The 19,661-nt window shown below is 57.8% G+C and carries 13 protein-coding genes and 5 pseudogenes; 10 read left to right on the top strand and 8 right to left on the bottom strand.

Annotated elements, in window-relative coordinates:
• Positions 1-399: 399 nt before the first annotated feature.
• From OXS49_RS26535 to OXS49_RS26555, 5 genes and pseudogenes are all read left to right on the top strand, one after another.
• On the top strand, positions 400-1,143 hold the full coding sequence (locus tag OXS49_RS26535) for a WecB/TagA/CpsF family glycosyltransferase (protein WP_267427683.1): 744 nt from the start codon (positions 400-402) through the stop codon (positions 1,141-1,143).
• A gap of 1,063 nt (positions 1,144-2,206) precedes the next feature.
• Positions 2,207-3,544: a hypothetical protein gene (locus OXS49_RS26540; protein WP_267427684.1), complete on the top strand. Its 1,338-nt coding sequence runs from the start codon at positions 2,207-2,209 to the stop codon at positions 3,542-3,544.
• A 420-nt stretch (positions 3,545-3,964) separates the two neighbouring features.
• Positions 3,965-4,764: pseudogene (locus OXS49_RS26545) on the top strand (IS5 family transposase).
• Positions 4,765-4,868: 104 nt separating this feature from the next.
• The gene (locus OXS49_RS26550; RefSeq protein ID WP_267427696.1) at positions 4,869-5,900 is read left to right on the top strand and encodes an IS110 family transposase; all 1,032 of its coding nucleotides are present in this window, start codon (positions 4,869-4,871) and stop codon (positions 5,898-5,900) included.
• Positions 5,901-6,134: 234 nt separating this feature from the next.
• Positions 6,135-6,536, top strand: a pseudogene (locus tag OXS49_RS26555) (integrase core domain-containing protein); the annotation flags it as partial.
• Positions 6,537-6,543: 7 nt separating this feature from the next.
• Here the strand turns inward: OXS49_RS26555 and OXS49_RS26560 are convergent.
• Positions 6,544-7,114: pseudogene (locus OXS49_RS26560) on the bottom strand (IS5 family transposase); the annotation flags it as partial.
• Between the two features lie 530 nt (positions 7,115-7,644).
• On the opposite strand from OXS49_RS26560, the gene OXS49_RS26565 reads away from it, so the two are divergent.
• Entirely contained in the window at positions 7,645-10,146 is a 2,502-nt protein-coding gene (locus OXS49_RS26565) for a cellulase family glycosylhydrolase (RefSeq protein ID WP_267427685.1), read from the top strand.
• A gap of 560 nt (positions 10,147-10,706) precedes the next feature.
• Here OXS49_RS26565 and OXS49_RS26570 read toward each other — a convergent pair.
• From OXS49_RS26570 to OXS49_RS26580, 3 genes are read right to left on the bottom strand one after another with little or no spacing between them, the layout of a single operon-like run.
• Positions 10,707-10,934, bottom strand: coding sequence for a hypothetical protein (locus tag OXS49_RS26570; protein ID WP_267427686.1), 228 nt, complete (start codon positions 10,932-10,934; stop codon positions 10,707-10,709).
• A 36-nt stretch (positions 10,935-10,970) separates the two neighbouring features.
• Entirely contained in the window at positions 10,971-11,237 is a 267-nt protein-coding gene (locus OXS49_RS26575; protein WP_267427687.1) for a hypothetical protein, read from the bottom strand.
• Positions 11,234-11,527, bottom strand: a complete 294-nt coding sequence (locus OXS49_RS26580; protein WP_267427688.1) for a transposase — start codon at positions 11,525-11,527, stop codon at positions 11,234-11,236. The genes OXS49_RS26575 and OXS49_RS26580 overlap by 4 nt, the downstream gene beginning before the upstream one ends.
• A gap of 148 nt (positions 11,528-11,675) precedes the next feature.
• Here OXS49_RS26580 and OXS49_RS26585 point away from each other — a divergent pair.
• Together OXS49_RS26585 and OXS49_RS26590 are read left to right on the top strand one after the other, a co-directional pair.
• Positions 11,676-12,490 (top strand): annotated as a pseudogene (locus OXS49_RS26585) (IS5 family transposase).
• A 47-nt stretch (positions 12,491-12,537) separates the two neighbouring features.
• Positions 12,538-14,187, top strand: coding sequence for an ISL3 family transposase (locus OXS49_RS26590; protein WP_267427689.1), 1,650 nt, complete (start codon positions 12,538-12,540; stop codon positions 14,185-14,187).
• 170 nt (positions 14,188-14,357) lie between these two features.
• Here OXS49_RS26590 and OXS49_RS26595 read toward each other — a convergent pair whose 3' ends face one another.
• Genes OXS49_RS26595 through OXS49_RS26605 form a run of 3 tightly spaced genes read right to left on the bottom strand, consistent with a single transcriptional unit; the run spans position 14,358 to position 16,054 of the window.
• Entirely contained in the window at positions 14,358-14,831 is a 474-nt protein-coding gene (locus tag OXS49_RS26595; protein WP_267427690.1) for a hypothetical protein, read from the bottom strand.
• Positions 14,832-14,855: 24 nt separating this feature from the next.
• A complete protein-coding gene (locus tag OXS49_RS26600) occupies positions 14,856-15,719 on the bottom strand; it encodes a hypothetical protein (protein ID WP_267427691.1) in 864 nt (287 codons plus the stop codon).
• Positions 15,716-16,054, bottom strand: a complete 339-nt coding sequence (locus OXS49_RS26605; RefSeq protein ID WP_267427693.1) for an HNH endonuclease — start codon at positions 16,052-16,054, stop codon at positions 15,716-15,718. The genes OXS49_RS26600 and OXS49_RS26605 overlap by 4 nt, the downstream gene beginning before the upstream one ends.
• Before the next feature lie 888 nt (positions 16,055-16,942).
• On the opposite strand from OXS49_RS26605, the gene OXS49_RS26610 reads away from it, so the two are divergent.
• Together OXS49_RS26610 and OXS49_RS26615 are read left to right on the top strand one after the other, a co-directional pair.
• Positions 16,943-17,182 (top strand): helix-turn-helix domain-containing protein, encoded by a 240-nt coding sequence (locus OXS49_RS26610; protein WP_267427697.1) that lies wholly within the window; start codon positions 16,943-16,945, stop codon positions 17,180-17,182.
• Between the two features lie 208 nt (positions 17,183-17,390).
• A pseudogene (locus OXS49_RS26615) lies at positions 17,391-18,571 on the top strand (IS3 family transposase).
• Positions 18,572-18,573: 2 nt separating this feature from the next.
• Here the strand turns inward: OXS49_RS26615 and OXS49_RS26620 are convergent.
• Complete coding sequence (locus OXS49_RS26620) at positions 18,574-18,834, bottom strand: hypothetical protein (protein ID WP_267427694.1); 261 nt, start codon at positions 18,832-18,834, stop codon at positions 18,574-18,576.
• Positions 18,835-19,661: the final 827 nt, after the last annotated feature.

Below are 19,661 nucleotides of genomic sequence, written 5' to 3' on the forward strand. Positions count from 1 at the left end.
TAGATTTCTACGGCGTTACCGTGGCCGCGTTAACAATTCCTTGATTTCGCATTTGCGAAATAGATCATATTACGGCATAGCTTGCTGAAATAGCTTCGGGCTGTCTTTGTGTCATTCGGGCAAAGGAGCTTTCACTTAAGGTGAGAGATAGGAAATGAACGCGTATGGAGGCAATTCTGTAAGCCACGGCGCTCCACGCAGTAAATGTGATGCGTGCAAAAAATCATTTTGAAACAAGTCGTCAAATTGGCGATACTCGGTTTTACCGCTTTGCATAACTCAGCATCTTCATATCTGAAGCTAAAGTCAATCAAATCGATCAAGCTGGCAATCAACTTGCTGTCAGATCTTTGGGTATCGTTTCAATTATGAAAGCCGCTGTTGATGAATACTAGCTCCATGATAGAGTTGCTGGATCAAGTTCGGGTTATTGAAGACTTGACCGCTTATAACCAGCTTCTTGAGACGCTTAATAATTTAAAACAGCCGTTTGTGTTGTCTTTCCTCAACCAGCATGGATTCAATCTTGCGTGGAGCAACAACGATCTTCGGATCGCGCTGTTGAAATCGGATTGTATTCTTCGAGACGGCGTTGGTTTGGAGTTGGCCCTGCGTGCTTTGGATCGCAAAAGCGGCTTAAATTGCAACGGGACAGATATGATTCCCAGGATTTTGCAGGGAATGAGCGGGCGGACAGCCGCGATATTTGGGACCAAAGATCCGTGGTTATCGGGAGCTTGTGATTATATACAAGCAGAAGGCATTCAAGTAGTATCGAAATTGAATGGCTTCGAGAATTGGAGTGTATATTTATCCGCAATCGTATCGTCCCGACCTGAAATTATTATATTGGGCATGGGGATGCCGCAACAGGAAGAACTTTCTGTAGCGTTAGCTCAGAATTGCGACCATGCGTGTTTAATAATAAATGGCGGCGCAATACTTGATTTTATGGGGAGTCGATTTGCGCGCGCTCCAAAATGGATTCGGCGAATGAGACTGGAATGGTTGTTTCGTTTGATAAACGAGCCTGCCCGGTTGTTCGGACGTTACGCTTCAGGTGGAGTTATGTTTCTTGCCAGAGTTTCGAAACTCATCTTACATATTCGCACTTCGAGCATCTCAAATCGCCCCTCAGACTGAAATCCGCTCGCATAGTTGTTTATAATCTCGAAATGCTATTCATGGCCCTTCTAAATTACATAACTTTTATAAAAACATATGGAAATTGTTGGCTCATCTGGATTCTCAAAATTACTAGGGAGAGCTACGGGAGCGGGGCAACCAACTGAATGTACCTTTGGCTTCTTTGATTGCACCATGCGTATTGTAACTGATCATCGGAATGACGTTTTTTTCTAAACCGCCGTGCTGTCGACATTTGACGAAGAGCCTTGGCCTACCCTAGGGGCAAATGGTTGTTCTTGTGTTCTGACCTATCTGTGGTGGTTTTACAAATCACGACCGCGGTATCCTATGCTCCTTGATGCCGGCCTCCCCGCGGCCGTCACGCCCTCTAATTAGGCATCAAAAGTGACGATCAGATCGTTGAGCACGCAGGGCCATTTCAAGTGGTCCGGCAAACATCTAACTCGTGTCGGTAGCACATACTTCAAACCTGTCGCCGAGAACAATGAAGCGAGCTAACCAGGCCCGATTCTGTGGACGGTATTCCATCACATTGTCTGTATAGATAAAATCTACTCACACGTCAGCATTGATCGATTGCTAGAGCCGAACTCTCGCATTGATGTCGATCGACGGTCTTACTCGTGGCCAAATTCAGGATTGGTCTGATTATCTTCATCGTAATCGCCTCCATTCTAATTAGACCAATGCATCCAACGGTGACGATAAATATTATTGCTTAGAAGCTCTAGATTTTGTGAAAAAAGTGGTAGATCGTTAACCCGATGCCGGAGCTCGTCGATTTAGGGGGGCGATTCGCAAAATTTTTCAATCTCGTTTGATTCGAGGGGCAAATAGGTCATATGCTATAAAACTTTTTAAGGCGAGGCCGGATTTAAACGATTATAAATCCATGACATGTATAACTAAGGTGCTAACACCGCTTCCTTAGGGTGCTCGGCTCCATTAGCATTTCGGGTTCAACGGGATTTTTTTCAACAAAATCAAAAGCTGATCTGTAGCTGTTCTATTTCTAAAAGTATCGTCAATCTTAATAGCGCCGCAAATGAAACGTAGTATGGAAATCATGAAAGAAGCCGGAAACTATGACAATTCGCGTGAGCGCTCAAGTCCTTTGAAGCTGGGCATTTTAGCACTTAGCTTTTTATTTTCGTTCGGTTATTTTTTTGTTACGAATGGGGAATGGGAGGTTCATCTACTTTCATTCAAAGGTGCTTTTGAGTTTTATGTAATCATACTAATATTGTGCGCATTTTTATATATTCGGAAGGCAAATTTCTATCTTCAGCCTGGCAATGTCGCGCTCGGACTTGCTTTAGTAGGTCTTTCCTATATATTAATATCGAGTACATTAGCTCTTTCTTACTATGGGCAGCCCTTTTATTACGGAGTTATTGAGACCAGAAGATCGTTTGTGCTATTTTCTCCGGTACTATTTACTTTGATCTATTTATATTTGCGCCCCACATTGACGGATGTATTCTTCGCGTTGCTCATTGCCTGCTTTCTACAGGTCGCGCTTGCTGCGACTAATCAGTATGGATTTTCTTCGCAATTGCTATCGAGAAATATTCCAGATGCGGATCCTCGGCGATTACGCATTGCCAACGGTGCCGGATTGTATTCATCTTTACTTGTAGTCGCTATCGCTCGTTTTGGAAAAGTCGGATTTATTTCGAATTGGATTGCCGTCGTGTTGTCTTGTTTTGGACTTGTTGGTGTTGCTCAGTCTAAAGCTTTGCTTGCGACTTCTCTGGCGTCTTTCGCCATTATTTTGTTGAAACGCAGACCTATATTGATCGCTACAGGGGTTGCTCTAATTTCATTTGGAGCAATGTATGGATTGTCCCTCTCTCCAAATCCCGGCAATCAACTTCCAGATATGGTCGAAGCGATTGTACCGGGCCTTGGCTTGGGACAACTACTGCAGTCGGGCGATGATGTAAGGTCTAGTACCACTCACACAATATTTTCTGAGCTGTATAATAATCATTTTATTGGTATGGGTGCGCTTTCCCTGATGTGGAATGAGGGATTTATTCCATACTTCGGCGATCATTTCTTTCTAAGTGATGTTGGGATAGTTGGAGAGTTGTTTCAGGTCGGTATTTTGTATCCATTCCTCTCAATATGTGTTTTCATGTTCATGGTTTATGCCTTTGTAAATGCTGAGAGTGATGTGGCCCGACTTTCAATTTTCGCATTGATTGCTATGATTGTCGTGTCGTTGCCTGCGGCTGGCCTTTTCCAAAGCCCGTTCTATGGCATTATGCAGATAATCGCGCTTTCCAGTAGAGAAAATGGCAAGCGTTCGATCGGCAGTGGCAAAATTTATTATCTTAAATATCGATTACATTATAGATGTTTCAAAAGAGATAGGGCCGTTCAGAAATAATGACGATATTGCATATTAAATCAACGGGGGATTGAAGAGTATGCTTTTGCCGCGGCTTGGGTGAAGCCGATCTTTGCACTCAAGATATTATTATATTTTTGTGATTGCCTTGTTTGATTTTGGTGCGCGACTACCAAAAGATATCCTACGGCATCGCGAATTGTGTAAATGCTAAAAAAATTGCGGAGAAAAGTTTAATTGTTGGAGGGTTTTATGTTTTTAGCATGTGGTCGAGTGCTCCTTAAGTCTATTGTTGCCGAATCGCGTAAAAATCGAGGTTTACGGATGCAATAACAGATCGCGTTCGAGATTTTGAATAAGCATTTATGCCGCCAATTTACCCTACCTCTTGAAGCATGACCTTCTACTAAGTGTAGCTAAGAGCCTTTGACCGAGCCGGGTTTGGCGCGTTGAATGGAGATGGCAAGACCGCTCCTCCCCGAATGCTTCTGGGCCGAGATCGCACCGCTGCTTCCGCCTGAACACAACGAGCCCAAGGGCGGCCGGCCACGAACCTCCCGCCGCGCGGCGCTGACGGGGATCCTGGTCGTGCTGCGCTCAGGCACGTCGTGGGAGTTGCTGCCTCCCGGAGATTGGCTGCGGTTCGGGGATGACCTGCTGGCGGCGCTTGCGCGACTGGCTCAGGGCCGGAGTGTGGGACCGCCGGCAACACGCGCTGCTCGACCGGCTCGGCCACCAGGACGGCATCGATTTCAGTCGAGCTTCCCTCAACAGCGCCTCGATCGCCGCAGAAAGGGGGGCGCGGCGACGGGCCCGAACCCGACCAATCGGGGCAAGCTGGGCACCAATCGCCACATGCTCACCGATGCGAAGGGCATACCCCTCGCGCTGAAGCTGACGGGTGCCAACGTGCATGACAGCCGGATGCTAGAGGCGCTCGTGGATGCCGTCCCGCCGATCCGTTCATGCCGGGGACAGCCGCGCAAGCGGCCCTCGAGGCTGCGCGCCGACAAGGTCTACGACCGCTGCCGCTGCCATCAGGCGCTGACCCGCCGTCGCATCCAGCATCGCATCGCGCCCGGCGCGGGATTGAGACCAGCCAGCTGCTGGGACGTCACAGGGGGGTCGTCGAGCGGACCCTGGCTTGGTTCGCCCTGTTCCGTCGCCTCGCCATCCGCTACGAGCGACGGGCCGACATCCATCTCGCATTCTCGACGTTGGTTGCCGCCCTAGTCGTCTGGCGCTTCATCGAACGATGATTTTGTTAGATACGGTAATCGGGTCGGGCGGCAGCTTCAGCTGCTATGGCCGGTCGTTTCTCTGAGTGGTGCTGAAAAGCCCACGTTTTGAGGGAGGCACCGTGATGACTCATTTCGTTGGCATTGACGTCTCGCTGGAGACGAGTTGTGTCTGCATCGTAGATGCGAGCGGTCGTGTCGTTCGCGAACTGATCGCTGAAAGCGAGCCCGAGGTGCTGGCGACCGCGCTGCTCGATACGAAGCTCGACTTCAGCCGCGTCGGCTTGGAAGCCGGACCGATGTCGCAGTGGCTGCATGCCGGATTAGCACAGGTCGGCTTGCCGGCCGTACTCATTGAGACCCGTCGGCTGCGGGCGGCGCCCAAGACGATGCCGATCAAGACGGACCGCAATGACGCACGCGCCATCGCGCAGGTGGTGCGCACGGGCTGGTTCCGCGCCGTACATGTCAAGTCGGTGCTCTCGCAGGAGCTGCGCGGCCTGCTTGGTGCCCGGAAGCTGCTGGTCGGCAAGGTACGCGATCTCGACAACGCCGTGCGCGCGCTGCTGCGCAGCTTCGGCCTGAAGATGGGGCAGATCGGCGAGCGAGCCTTCGCTGAGCGTGCCCGCGAACTGGTCGAAGGCCGCGCGGCCCTGCAGACGGTTCTCGCACCGCTCCTGGAGGCTCGCGCCGCGCTCCTCGCCCAGCGTGATCGTCTCCACCGAATGGTGCTGATGGCCGTACGGTCCGATCCGATCTGTCGGCGCCTGATGACCGTACCTGGGGTGGGGCCGGTCACAGCCCTAACCTTCTGCTCGGCCGTCGACGATCCGAACCGCTTCACCCGCTCACGCGCTGTTGGCGCGCACTTCGGTCTGACACCGCGGCGCTACCAGTCCGGCGAGACGGATCGAACCGGACACATCAGCAAACAGGGCGACGCCTTGGCGCGCCAAGCTCTCTATGAGGCGGCCAACGTGCTGCTGACCCGTACCCAGAGGTGGTCGGCGCTCAAGGCGTGGGGCATCACCCTTGCCAAGCGCGCCGGCATGCGGCGCGCGAAGGTGGCGGTCGCCCGCAAACTGGCCGTCGTGTTGCATCGTATGTGGCGCGACGGCACCGAGTTCCGCTGGAGCCGGGGCGCGACGGCGGCCTGAGCGGCTGCCCGCGCACCGATCCCGCGCCTGAGGTCCCGTCGTGGGGACGAGGCTGGACAAGACCGCAACAGCGCCGGTGCCGACTTCGGTCGAGCCCGCTTCTTAGATTGGTCCGTCCTGCCTACCTGGCCGTATCCTGTGGCGGCATCACGCCGACCACGAAGAGAAGAGCGGGCCCCGCGACGTGGCATCAAAGCCGGTCATTGACCAGCCCGATTACAGAAGACGCTCTTAATTGAGGTCGTACCTTACCGTATCCATAACATACTCACAGATAATGGCATTCCGTTTACATCACGCCGGTAAGACATCTACGATAGCTTGCACATCGTCGACCGCGTATGCGACGAGCACAACATCGAGAATCGGCTTACCAAGGTGAATCATCTTTGGACCAACGGACAGGTCGCGCGAATGAACCGCACGATCAAGGATGCGACGGTCAAGCGCTACTACTACGACATCCACGACCAGCTTCGAACGCATCTGCACCTGTTCGTGGATGCCTACAATCACGCTCGTAGGTTCAAGACCCTGCGGGGCCTGATACTCAGCGAGTTCATCCTGAGCGCCTGGACGAAAGAGCTTAATCGCTTCAGGATCGGCCCGGCACACCTCATCCCGGGACCATACACTGCGTGCTGTTGGGCATCGGCTTCACGTTCGCCCAAGCACCCTGCTCGGACATCCGAGGTCGTAGCGCATCGCTGTCGTAGGCCCGGTCACCCAGCAGGACTTGGCCTTCACCCAGCCCGCCCAGCATGTCGGTCGCCGAGCGCCCGTCATACGCCTGATCGGGCGTGATCTTCAGTGCCACTGGACGACCCTCGGCATCCACCAGCGCTTGGATCTTGCTGGTCAGACCGTCCCGTGAGCGACACATGCCACCGGATCCGGCGTTTTTTGGCTTAGGCTGCATGTTGGTGAGCCCGCACGCTGATGGCGTCGATCATCTGCAGATCGCCGTTGTACGCCTTTGACACAGCAGCCAGAAGTCGATCCCAGATGCCGCGCTTGCGCCAGCGCCGGAAGCGGTTGCCGCAGGTCGTATAGGGCCCGTAACGCGCCGCGATGCCGGCGCACTCGTGCACAACCGCCAGAAGATCCGGTTCAGTACCCGCCGGTCGTCCACCCGATCCATGCCGCGTACGTCCGTCGGAAGCAGCGACTCGATCACTGCCCACTCTAGCATCCGTCAGGTCAAACCGCGCCATCCTGGGTCCTCGGAGAACCAACGACGTCCCAACCAAACCGTGCTACCCGTGATGGGTTCACGACCTGGTGACGACAAGCCTCAGATTGTAATGTGTTGGTAATCGCTCTAAACAGCGGCAAAACAAGCGGGGACAAGGGATGGTGTCTTTGGGCCGCGGTGCTCGTGCGATGCAGGCAACTATTCGGAGGCCGGGGTAAAAATCCTTAGCAATTTTTTGGCTCGATCGAACGTGACCGCAGAAAATGATCAAAATCTTTGCCATGGGCCAATTTGATGCCCACACAGATGCGATATGCCGTATTTCGATGCTGCTGCATCAGCGGGTATCCAGGGCAACTGAACTACCATCTAATTGTTTTATTTACCAGTCTTAAGTCACTTCATAGTAATGATAATCTTATATACAGTGAGATTGCGGGTCCTAGCGTTTGTGTTCTTCGATGTTTAAGCCTATTTTTACAGTTCCATGAGACGGTCGTTTGACATTTATAGTGGTGCTTGACGAGGGGAATTATGACTGGACAATTCATGGCCGATCCAATGGTTGGTGTAGGAATCACCAGCGGGGATTCTGCTGCCAAGAATGGAGTGATCGACGTAAATTACACATATGGATCTAATGCTTTGATAGACTATTATACATCTCTAGGAATGAATACATTTAGAATTTCATTTACCGCAGCAAATTTGCTTCGCCCTGGGAGCGGTGACATTGATAGTGTGATGAGTCTAGTCAAGTATGCGGCTTCTAAGGACGCAAGTGTCGTACTTGACTTGCACGACTACGGATACACTTCTTCCGGTGAGTTAATTGGCTCATCTCCCCAGTCTGTAGCTGACTTTGCCTCCGAATGGTCGCAGATTTCAAGCAAATTTTCTGGACAATCGAATGTCATATTCGGATTGATGAACGAGCCAAATGTACAAACTGCCACGGAATGGCTTGCCGGGGCGAATGCAGCGATACAAGCTATTAGAGGAAACGGCGCAACGCAGATGGTTCTTGTCCCAGGTTCATACTGGGACGGGGCATGGAGCTGGACAGTATCCGACAATGCCTCAGTTGTTGGAAAGGGAGTAGTGGATCCTGCTCACAACTACGCCATCGATCTCCATAATTATCTAGACACAGATGCGTCTGGAACATCTGCATCGGTAGTTCCAGGGTCTGGCATTGCTAGAATCGAGGCGGCTACAGATTGGGCTAGAGCTAACGGTACTAAGTTATTTATGAGCGAATATGGATTTGCCAGCGATCAAAGTTCATTGACCGAGGGCAAGGCCATGCTTGACTATATGTATGCAAATCGTGATGTTTGGGTTGGAAACACTTCTTTTGCTGGAGGGCAGTGGTGGGGCGATTATATGTTCTCCGTCGCTCCGACTGGTCTCGGCACTGATAATATCACCAATAAGCCACAGCTTGATGCTATAGTAGACTCTTTTCATCTGGGAGCTAGTGCCAGTACGATTGGCACGGGCTCGGATCAGCTGGTTTTAAAGATCAGCCAAGATGCCTACCAGGGTGATGCGCAGTTCACCGTCACGGTGGACGGCCATCAGATCGGCGGTGTCCAAACCGCACACGCCCTGCACGGCGCGGCAGGTTACGGCGTGGCTGGGTCGAGCGCACAGTCTGATACGCTGACCGTGCTGGGGGATTTCGGCGCCGGCCCACACGCCGTCAGCATCAACTTCCTCAACGACGCCATGTGGGGCACAGCCGCCACCGACCGCAACCTGTACATCGACAATGCCACATACAACGGCGCCACCGTCGCTGGTGGCAACCTAGCGCTCATGGCTGCCGGGGCTCAGCAGTTCACAGTCCCCGGGGTCAGCACAGGCGGGTCGAATGCGTCAGGTACCGGGACCGGGACCGGCGCGGGCGGTTCGGCTGGAGCTAGTGCCAGTACGATTGGCACGGGCTCGGATCAGCTGGTTTTAAAGATCAGCCAAGATGCCTACCAGGGTGATGCGCAGTTCACCGTCACGGTGGACGGCCATCAGATCGGCGGTGTCCAAACCGCACACGCCCTGCACGGCGCGGCAGGTTACGGCGTGGCTGGGTCGAGCGCACAGTCTGATACGCTGACCGTGCTGGGGGATTTCGGCGCCGGCCCACACGCCGTCAGCATCAACTTCCTCAACGACGCCATGTGGGGCACAGCCGCCACCGACCGCAACCTGTACATCGACAATGCCACATACAACGGCGCCACCGTCGCTGGTGGCAACCTGGCGCTCATGGCTGCCGGGGCTCAGCAGTTCACAGTCCCCGGGGTCAGCACAGGCGGGTCGAGCCTAAATGCACCGAGTTTGATATTAATGCACGATGCTGGATCAACTGGTACCCATGTCACTAGCGATGGTTTGATCTCTTATACAGCCGCAATTAGTGGCGACACGCTTCACTTCAAGTTGGACAACGGTGCGTTCACGACCTCCGTACCGGTACTGGCTACAGACGGTAGCGCGGACGGTCAGCACACGGTCAGCGTCTACGAAACCAGCGCGACCGGGCTAACCTCGGCGTCCGCCAGCCTCGCCTTCACGCTAGATACCCACCAAGCCGACGGTACGACGACGGTCAGCCCGACGGCGAGCACCGGCACGGTGGCGGTTATCCCCGCCACAGGCAGCTCAGGCCCCAGTCCGACCAGCGCCACCGGAATTAGCACAGGCACGAGCGGTACGGTTACCGGCGGTGTCGGCACGAGCACAACAGCCCCCGCGCCAACGGCACCAGGTTTAGCACTTACGCACGAGACGGGTACGGGCAGCAGCCACACCACCAGCGACGGACTTATCACTTATGCGCTCGCAGCCAATGGTGACACGTTGCACTATCAATTGGACAATGGCACGGTCACGACCTCCGCTCCAGTGCTGGCCACCGATGGTAGCGTTGACGGCCAGCATACGGTTACCGTTTACGAGACCAACGCTGCCGGACTCTCTTCTGTCGACACCAGCCTCATGTTCACCCTCGACACCCACCACGCCGCGAGTGGCGTCCACGTCGTGTGAGGTATGGTCTGAGCTCCAATTTAGCCCTTCATGCGGCGTGGCAGAGGGCATAGGCCTAGGGCGTGGGCAAACGAAAGCGGGGTTTTGTTCGGGCGCGTCGGTGCGGTGATATTGCCAAAGTCCGCTTGCGCCAGATCGCACAGCGTACGGCGGCCAGGGCATCGGCGAAGATCGGGCGCGGTTTGGGGTACTACGCGGCGGCCGCGATCCGTCGCCGTTGGTGGGCCGGGAGCTGCGCAGCCAACAGCGTGACGATCGAGAACAGGGCAAGCAGGCAGGGCCTGGTGCGGGCGACTGCCATGTCGGACAACTGCCGCTGCGTCTCGACGCCCAGATGGGCGCGCTTCCTGAAAGGTAACCTCGACGGTCCAGCGCCGCACGAACCACCTAACGATCTGCGCGAGCTCGCGCGTCGGATCCGTGCAGAGCAGGGCCTGGGGCGGGAAGCGCGCTTCAGGATCGCGGATGAGCACCCATCGGATCGGCACGACGGGCAGGCCCCCGTGCCGCAAAACCGCGGTGTCCGAGGCCATCTCGATCGTGCGCTCGCGCGCCCCGTACTAGCCGGGCACCACGACTACCTGCCAGCGCGTGTCCTTGGCCACCAGCCTCGACGCGAGCGTCGGCCGTCGCGCGCCTTTGGTGCGCGGGCGTCCAATCGTGCCGGGCGGCCGAGTCGGCGCGGGATTGTAGATGGCTGCGTCGAGACGCAGGCGGGTGATCGCCGTGATGCGGGCGCGACGCACCGGATCAAGGAACAGGAGGGCCGAGAAGCCGCCATCGCCCACCAGGACGAGGTCGCGCCCCGGCAGCCAGAGGCGGGCCTAGAGAGTGAGTTGGCATCCGACGTCGAGCAACGGCTTGTGGCGACGGCCCCGTTCGCGACAGGCGCGCTCAGACGGCACCAGCGCGGTCAGGAGCGGCAGGGCCCAGATGCGTCCCGCCCAGGGGATCGGGGCGAGCACCATCAGGCTCATCCAGCGCAGCCCGCTCGCCTTGACGAAATGGCTGTCGGAGGAGCGAACGGGATCGCGGTAGATGCCCTTGGCCGCGATCCGCTTGCCGAGGCGGCGCTCGATCGTGTCGTTCACTCCCAGGAGACTACGGGGCCGCGTTGCGCGAACGCGTCGATGAGGAGTCCGAGCAGGATGCGGCTGTCGTTGCGTGGGCACCACGCCGCCGGGTTGAGGATGCGGTGGACGTTCACGAACTGTCGCCCCCGCGCACGCCACAGAATGCGCAGGACACTCGCCACCGTGCGGCGGCCCGGCGTCAGGATCGCGCCGATCAGCAGAGGCTGAGCAGCGCGCCACGAGCGGTGGACGAACAGCGGCGCGAACGCCAGGATGATCCCGGCGAAGCGGGTGGGCAGGGGCAGCATGGCGGTGTCTCTTGGCGGGGACGCCACCAGCCTATCCATCACACCCGCTTCGTCACCTCGCTACCCTCGACGCCTCCCAATTGGCTAAAGTTGAACTGAGAGCGCCTAACAGAACAGCACGGAGCGAAGCTTTTAACATTGGTTTGGCATAGCCAGACTGCTTCTCTCCGATAACCTCTGGGATGAAATCGCTTCGCTCCTCCCGCCACCTCGGCCACGTCTGAACGGAGGGCGTCGTCCAATTGAGAACCGGGCCGCACTGACGGGCATCCTGTTCATGCTGCCCTCGGGCCTGCCGTGGGAGATGCTGCCAGCCGAGATGGGCTGCAGCTCCGCATGAGTTGCTGGCGGCGGTTGCGGGATTGGCAAGCGGCGGGTGTGTGGAGCCATCTGCATCACTTGTTGCTGGAGCGTCTGCACGCGGCCGGGCAGATCGACTTGACCCGGGCTTTGCCTGGACAACGCATCTGTCCCGGCTAAAAGAGGGGGCCTGCCACTGGCCCGAACCCGACGGACCGGGGCAAGCCGGGCACCAAACGCCACCTCGTCACCGACGCGCGCAGCACCCCGCTCGGGTTATGCCTAAGCGGGACCAACCGGCACGACAACATTATGATGGCGGCTACCCTCGATGCCATCCCGCCTCTGCGGAGTAGTTGACGCTGCCGACCGCGGCACCGTCCAGACAAGCTGCTCGCCGACAAAGCCTACGATGCCAGACCGCGTCGGCACGAATGCCGGGTGCGGGGGATCGTGCCGCGCATCACTTGTCGTGGCGTCGAGAGCAGCGAGAAGCTCGGCCGCCACCGTTGGGTGGTCGAGCGTACCCACGCCTGGTTCAACCGCTTCCGCCGCCTGCCCGTCCGCTACGAGAGACGCGCCGACATCTACGAGGCCTTCACAAGCCTAGCGGCAAGCCTCATCACCCTGGCTCTTCGCCAGATTTGGTGGATTGGGGTGTGACGGAGGCCGCTTCTGGCTGAGCATGAGACGGATGCTCAGATCCGGGGATGACCCTTTTCTGTCATCTCCCCGGCTGTCGTATTCTTCAAGTCTCCCGTGACGGGGCTTCGGCGCTTCGCCTCGGCGCTGAAGCGAAGCGCGATCATGCTCGCTGCCCCGCTTGTCGAACGGTCAGTCGATCGGCTCATAGTCGCTATCACCGACAGGCCGCCGACCTGCCGACAAGTGGTCAGGTGGTTCGTCTGACCCTAACGATCCGACGTTTCTACTGCCACGAACCTGCTTGCGCGCGTCGGACCTTCGCCGAGCGCCTGCCGCGCCTCCTCGACCGCTACGCTCAGAGAACTCACCGGCTGGCCGATGCCCAAGTTCGGACCGCGCTGGCGCTCGGTGCCACACCCGCCGCTCGACTGCTGCCGCACCTAGCGATGCCGACTAGTGCCACGACGCTGCTGCGGGGGATCCGCGGATGGCCGCTTCCAACCCGATCCAAGCCGACCATCGTCGGTGTCGACGACTGGGCCCTGCGCAAGGGAAGAACCTATGGCACCATCCTGGTCGACCTCGAACGCCATCGTCCCATCGACCTGCTGCCGGACCGTTCGGCCGCGACGCTGGCGGCTCGGCTCCGGCGAGACCCGCAAATCCAGGTCGTGGCACGGGACCGCGCGACCGAATATGCGCGTGGGACAGACATGGGTGCGCCCGATGCCGTTCAGGTCGCAGACCGCTGGCACCTCCTGCTCAATACCCGGCAGATGGTCGACCGCTGGCTCGCCCGCGTCCATCCGCGTCTTAAGCGTTTGCCGGCTGTGGCCCCGTCATCGCCCTCGACCCAGCGCGTCATGGCTTTCCCACGCGCACCGTCCGAGATGCTCGCGCGAGCCGCTGCCCGCCGCCGATGGGAAGCGGCCTACGATGACGTGCGTCATCGGCACGCGGAAGGACAGTCGCTTCGACGCATCAATCGCGAGACCGGTTTGGCCCGGGCCACAGTGCGCAAGTACGCCTTCGCCGAGAGCTTCCCCAGGAACGGCATGCGCGAGCCGAAGCCGAGCATGCTCGATCCTTATCTCGGACATCTGCATGCCCGCCTCGATGAGGGCTGCGAGAACGCTACGCGCCTGTGGCGCGAGCTTCAGGATCTCGGCTTTGGTGGCACCGCGAAGCAGGTCCATCGCTGGATGTCCGAGCGGCGCGCAGGCTCGGCCGGAGCGACCATCCGATCGTCACCGTCATTGGCCGATCTACGTGTCGCCAGCCCGACCCCACCACCTTTGGCCTCGTCCAAGCAGCTGTCCTGGCACCTCCTGCGGGAGCCCGGCGACCTCGATCCCGAGGCTGCCGCAGTGGTCGCACGCGTTCTGCAGGATACCGAGGCGGCCAAGGTGGTCGATCTCGGCCGCCGGTTCTGCCGGATCGTCCGAAGCCGTTGTGGTCGGCAGTCGTCGGAAAGATCGGATGTGACGGCGTTCGATGAATGGCTCTGCGAAGCGCGAACCTGTGGCGTCCGTATCGTGGAGAACTTCGCTGCCAACATCGGTCAGGATGGAGCCGCCGTTCGGGCTGCGCCGACGCTGCTTTGGAGCAGTGGGCAGGCCGAGGGGCAGATCACGCGTCTCAAGCTCTTGAAACGCGCCATGTACGGCCGCGCCAGCCTCGATCTCCTCCGACGACGGTTCCTACTTGCAGCCTAATCCACCAAACCTGGCGAAGAGCCTCACCCTGAACCAGATCAAACGGTTCTGTTAGGAACTCGAAGATAATCAACCTAATACAAACGTGTATCCCCTCGCCGACGTGATTCCCAAATTGGAATCAAAGAACCCAAGCGCTACCAGCTTGACGAGGCGCGATGCGGCCTAGATTAAGCAATAGAAGCACCGAGATCAGCGTCGGAGAGCTCAGTGAACCGGCGAGCTGCAAACTTCCGGCGCGATAGGGCCCGGCGTTCATATCGTGCGAGAGTTTCCAGCTGGCGAAGGATTTCGAACGGTATTTCGGCGGGAGGCAGGTCGTCTTTTTCCTCTCCGGATCCTTGAGGCAAATCTTTCGTCCGCAGCAACAAGATCCTGAATGTTTTAACACGCTGAACCTGGATCTGCGCTTCGGCGACAGCTTGAGCAGCCTCCAAGATGACTGGATCGCTGGCGTGGTCACCTGCGATGAGCACAGCCAAGGCGCTGATTTCTGCCTTCACCTCAGGACTCGGATCTACTGCCGACAAGCCATGTTTCTGGGCATTTTGTCCAGAGCGCGCCTTACCTGCAGCAGTGCGTGGGCCGGTACTGGCTTGAGCATTTCTGCGATTGGCACGAGTGGTGCGCTCGGAAGTCATCATAACCTCAGGTGTTGAGTCGACATCTTAGCGGCTCACGACATGTTCGACATCGAGGATGTCCGGAGCAGCGCGCAGGCGCTGGGCCAAACTCGCCCGCTTGCGCTCAATCTCGCGAATTAATGCGTCACGTCGGTGTTCCACCAAAAATATTAGTCGATCGACACGCTCGATGGCAGATAGATTCAGGAGGAAGGCATGCGCTGTGACATCCTCAGCGCTGAGATCGCGATCCTGCAGATATTTGTTAACCCGCCCTGTCGATGATTCGTTACCGCTTGCCCAACCTGCGGCAAGCGTTTCGACCGAAGGTCCCGTAATTCCCTCTATGTAAACCGAATTCTCCTTTTGAAAGGCCGGAAGGATCAATTCGACAACAGCTTTCATCCGAGCTTGAACCAGAATCCGATTGCGCATGCGGCGTGAACGCTTAGCTTCCCAGGTTAGATCGATTATATCCTTGACCCAAATTGCCTCGATCACGTCGGCGGGCTTAACCTGCTGAACGATGCTTTCTCGAAGCACGTCATATTGGTCGGCATCTTCACCTGGAAGCAGGGGACGGTCCTCAAACACAAAATCGAAGTTCGGTGGCAAGGGCGCTTGGATGTCTGCCGATGAATCAGCATTCTGATGAAGTCTGACGCGCTCACGGATTCTTGTCGGTGGCTTCTGATCGGTCATTAGACTGCCTGTGCTCAGGCCATTTTCTTCGATTGCGCGCATAGGACGGGCGTTGAGGCGAGCTCCTACACCGACCATGGCGTCCGGCGAGCGTGGTTTTGACCATGGCGCTACATTCTCTCGTCGCCCAATCGACGCTTCACGTCTAGCGTTGCCATTGATCGTCGCGTTTCGTGAAACGACCATGCCATTGATTTTACGTTTCAACGCACAGGTGCGCGAACCAGGAAGTGGTCGAGCGACCAAGTCGCTCCGAGGTGGCGGATCTTCTGCCGCTTCGCTCGAGCAGTTCGGGCGTGATCATCACGCGTCTTCTCACGACCACACGCTTCATGCGCCGGCCCCATGTTCTCCAGTTCGTCGATGCCGCCGAGTTCCAGAGCCCGAATGTGCTCGACGATCCAGCGTTCCCGCACGCCGTCAATACTCAGGTCGCACACTACACACCTGCCACCCGTGCGCTCCCAGGCTTGAAGCCGACGGCGCCCCGTTAAGGATCGACGCTGTGTCGTGCCGATATCTTCAAAAGCGACGTACGGCATCGCTGTGCTCATTCGAAGAGGCCGGGCGTCTAGCAAGCACCTTGAGCGCTCGGTGAGACAAGCCTTCCCAGTCGCTTAAAAGTTGCTCGTACCGCTCGATCAGTGCTCTGAGCTCGAAGTCCTCTTCGCGAGCCAAAAGCGTGACCTGAAGACTCAATGGCGCTACGGTTGGGCGTGCGGGATCCGCCGCACGCTTGTGCGGTCTCCTCTGGGGCATTGTGTGCCTCCTCGCTTTATTCGGGTGTTGAGAAACTCATGAGGGGCGCCGGCCCCATGCCGATTCGCGCTATTGCTGGGGTCAGACACCCTCGGCGCTTGAGAGGCCACTGGTGACGTGGATGCTTGGTGAGAGCTTCAGCGGTAACGGTAGTTTTGCATCGCCGTTCGTTGCGTCGCCGCTCTTATGAATTGACCTGCGATGTTGGGGATCAAGGCGTCGCCGCGTATCCCGATTGCCCTGACAGGCATTTGCCCTTTAGCCTCGGTAGCTAGGCGAGCTGCTCTGGCCGCTTTCCACGCGGCAGAGAGGCCAACCGACATACTCACAGACCAAGTGGCGCCTGTGCGAAGCCTATGGGCCTTCGCCGCTTCTGCCGCTAAACCCATGATCGTCACGCAGTCGAATTTGCCCGCCTGGTTGACCAAATGAATGCGACGGATACGGACGAAGGCCTGGATCAGCGAGCGAGCTGATATAACGCCTGGCGCTGCACGCACGCGGTCGCTACGGGTGTCACGGAGCGCGGCATTCCACGATATGCGACGGTTGTGCGGCATGACCCTTAACCATCTAATTTCGATTGATGTGATGATAATCATTGTTTTTCAGCAGGTCAAGCCTTTTGAGACGTATCTGACGTTTTTCGACGCTTGCATGCCATCAGCCAAATGATTTCACCCGCACAATGTCGAGCCGCCCGAGGCCTGCTGTCATGGACACAGGCGGATCTTGCCAGGGCGGCATCCGTTGGGGTAGTGACGGTACGTCAGTTTGAAGGTGAGAACGGCGTTCCACGGCCGGCTACGCTTAAGGTGCTGTGCCAAGCGTTTGAAGCAGCCGGCGTTGAGTTTATCCCGGCAAACGGCGGCGGCCCAGGCGTACGGCTTAGACAGAGCCACACTGGATGACTTGCCAAACAAGCGTATTGCCTGTGAGAAGCCTTGCCGTTGAACCGGCCATACACATTCCACTAAAGAGGCCAATGCCCCCGAGGCCGTAGGTGCTCGCAATCACAAAGCAGCAGCCGATCGTCGAGAGCATGGCAGTGACTGATCGTCCCCCTTTGAAGTGGTCCGCCCTGAAGTATGGCTTTTGAGCCGACAGAGGACGGAACCGATGGCCCAACGACCCAAGCCCGAGGAGATCGTGAGCAAGCTGCGTCAGGTGGACGTATTGGTCTCACAAGGACAGAGCGTCGTCGCGTCGATCAGGGCGATCGGCGTGACCGAAGTGACGTACTATCGCTGGCGCAAGGAGTACGGCAGCCTGAAGTCGGATCAAGTGAAGCGGATGAAGGATCTTGAGACGGAGAACCAGCGTCTCAGGAAAGCCATCGCCGATCTGACGCTTGACAAGCTGATCTTGCAGGAGGCGTCCCGGGGAAACTTCTGAGCCCCGCGCGTCGACGCGCCTGTATCGAGCACATCATGCTGAGGATGAACGTCTCCGAGCGCCGCGCCTGTCGGGCGCTCGGTCAGCATCGCTCGACACAGCGTAAGGTGCCGCGGGGGCGCGACGACGAAGAAGCGTTGACGGCCGATCTCGTGGCGTTGGCCGAGAAGTACGGGCGCTACGGCTATCGGAAGATCAGCGCCTTGCTGAAGGCGGCCGGGTGGTTCGTCAACGACAAGCGTGTGGAACGCATCTGGCGGCGTGAGGGCCTGAAGGTCCCGGTCAAGCAGCCCAAGCGAGGGCGGATCTGGGACAACGACGGATCCTGTATCCGTCTTCGCCCGGAATATCGCAATCACGTGTGGTCGTATGACTTCGTCGAGGCACGCACGCATGATGGACGCAAGTTCCGGATGCTCAACGTCGTCGACGAGTTCACACATGAATTCTTGGCGATCCGGGTCGACCGCAAGCTCAAGGCGGTCGACATGATCGACGTTCTCTCGGACCTGTTCGTCCTGCGCGGCGTACTGGGCCATATCCGTTCGGATAACGGGCCGGAGTTCGTCGCGAAGGCTGTCCAAGCTTAGATCACCGGCGTCGGCAGCAAGACGGCTTACATCGCTCCAGGCTCACCATGGGAGAATGGCTACGTCGAAAGCTTCAACGCACGGCTTCGTGACGAACCGCTAAACGGCGAAATCTTCTACACACTCAGGGAGGCGCAGATCGTGATCGAAAGCTGGAGGCGGCACTACAACACCGTACGCCCGCACGCCTCACTGGGATACCGGCCGCCGGCACCGGAAGTGTTCATGCCAGCCTTCGCCGCTTGGCCGGCTGCGCTCGCCCGACCAGCTCCGCCGGCCAAGCTAACCGTGGTGGAGCGGCCTACCGCACACTAACTTTACCCTTGGACCACCCTGTGGGGGCCGATCATGACGAGGGCCCGCTCTTTGTTCGCACCGCCGATGATGCGCGAATGAACAATCCGCGGCTTGCCCTGAAGTAGAGTGATCTCGGAGCCCGCCACCCCAATCTCAATCGGAGCAGGGTGGCCGCAGCCGTCGAGGGTCGCCAAGAGCGCGTGCAGCGTATTCGCCGGCTCCGCATGGATCAGCGTAACAGTTAGTACCAGCGCGGTGAAGGGAGTGGCGACGCGCATCATGCTGCCTCAAGGCGCCTGCGATTGCGTCAGTCGGCGGGGTCCGCCTCATCCACCGCATCTCGGCGCGACGGCCGGCCGACCCGCGTACGTGTCCCCAGAGAAGCTGGGCCGCAGCCCACACAGATCGAGCCAATCGCCTGCTGAGCTTGAAGTCCCACTATCGACCGTCTTAACCGCGTTGGCGTCGAACAGTTTGCGAGCGGCTTCGAGATCGACGGACGCAGTCGAATCCGGCGCGGCGGCTGGGCGCGGCTGACGCGTGGCAGTTGGGGGCAGCATAGTCTGCGCGAGGCAGGCGCTGTGGGTTAGGCCGATAAGGGTGAGAGCTGCGGCGGTAAGATGCAAGCTCATGAGCTTCCCCAGGAGTACAACCGGCCCCGCCACCACCAAGCAAACGACGAAGCCCGACAGGGCCGCCAATCTCAGATCCGGTCGCTGCCGCTGTACCACCGCGTGACAGGATCGGGGACCTCGCACTCGTCAGATCTCACGCTCGCGACTGGAACACTGGCGCGCGGCGGTCCGGTCTTAGGGGGCCAGATCATACCTACGCAGCAGATGCAGCCGCACCACGGCCGGCGATCACGCCCAGCGCCTCGTGCGCGCGGAGTAGGACGTGCCCGGCCTCATAGCAGGACTCGCCTTGCTCACCTGATCGGTCGAGCGTGCTTCACAGCACTAACCACCAATCTCACAGCCCGCTCAAAAGTGAAATGACAGCCGATCAGCCTGCTCACGATGATCCTGATCGCGCTTGCCAGGTGGGCCTGGAATTCTTACCGATCAATCTGACCATTGAACCTGACCTCGGGTTCGCCGCTTCATAA

The sequence above is a fragment of the Methylobacterium sp. GC_Met_2 genome (genome assembly GCF_026540795.1).
In the GTDB taxonomy this organism is placed as follows: domain Bacteria; phylum Pseudomonadota; class Alphaproteobacteria; order Rhizobiales; family Beijerinckiaceae; genus Methylobacterium.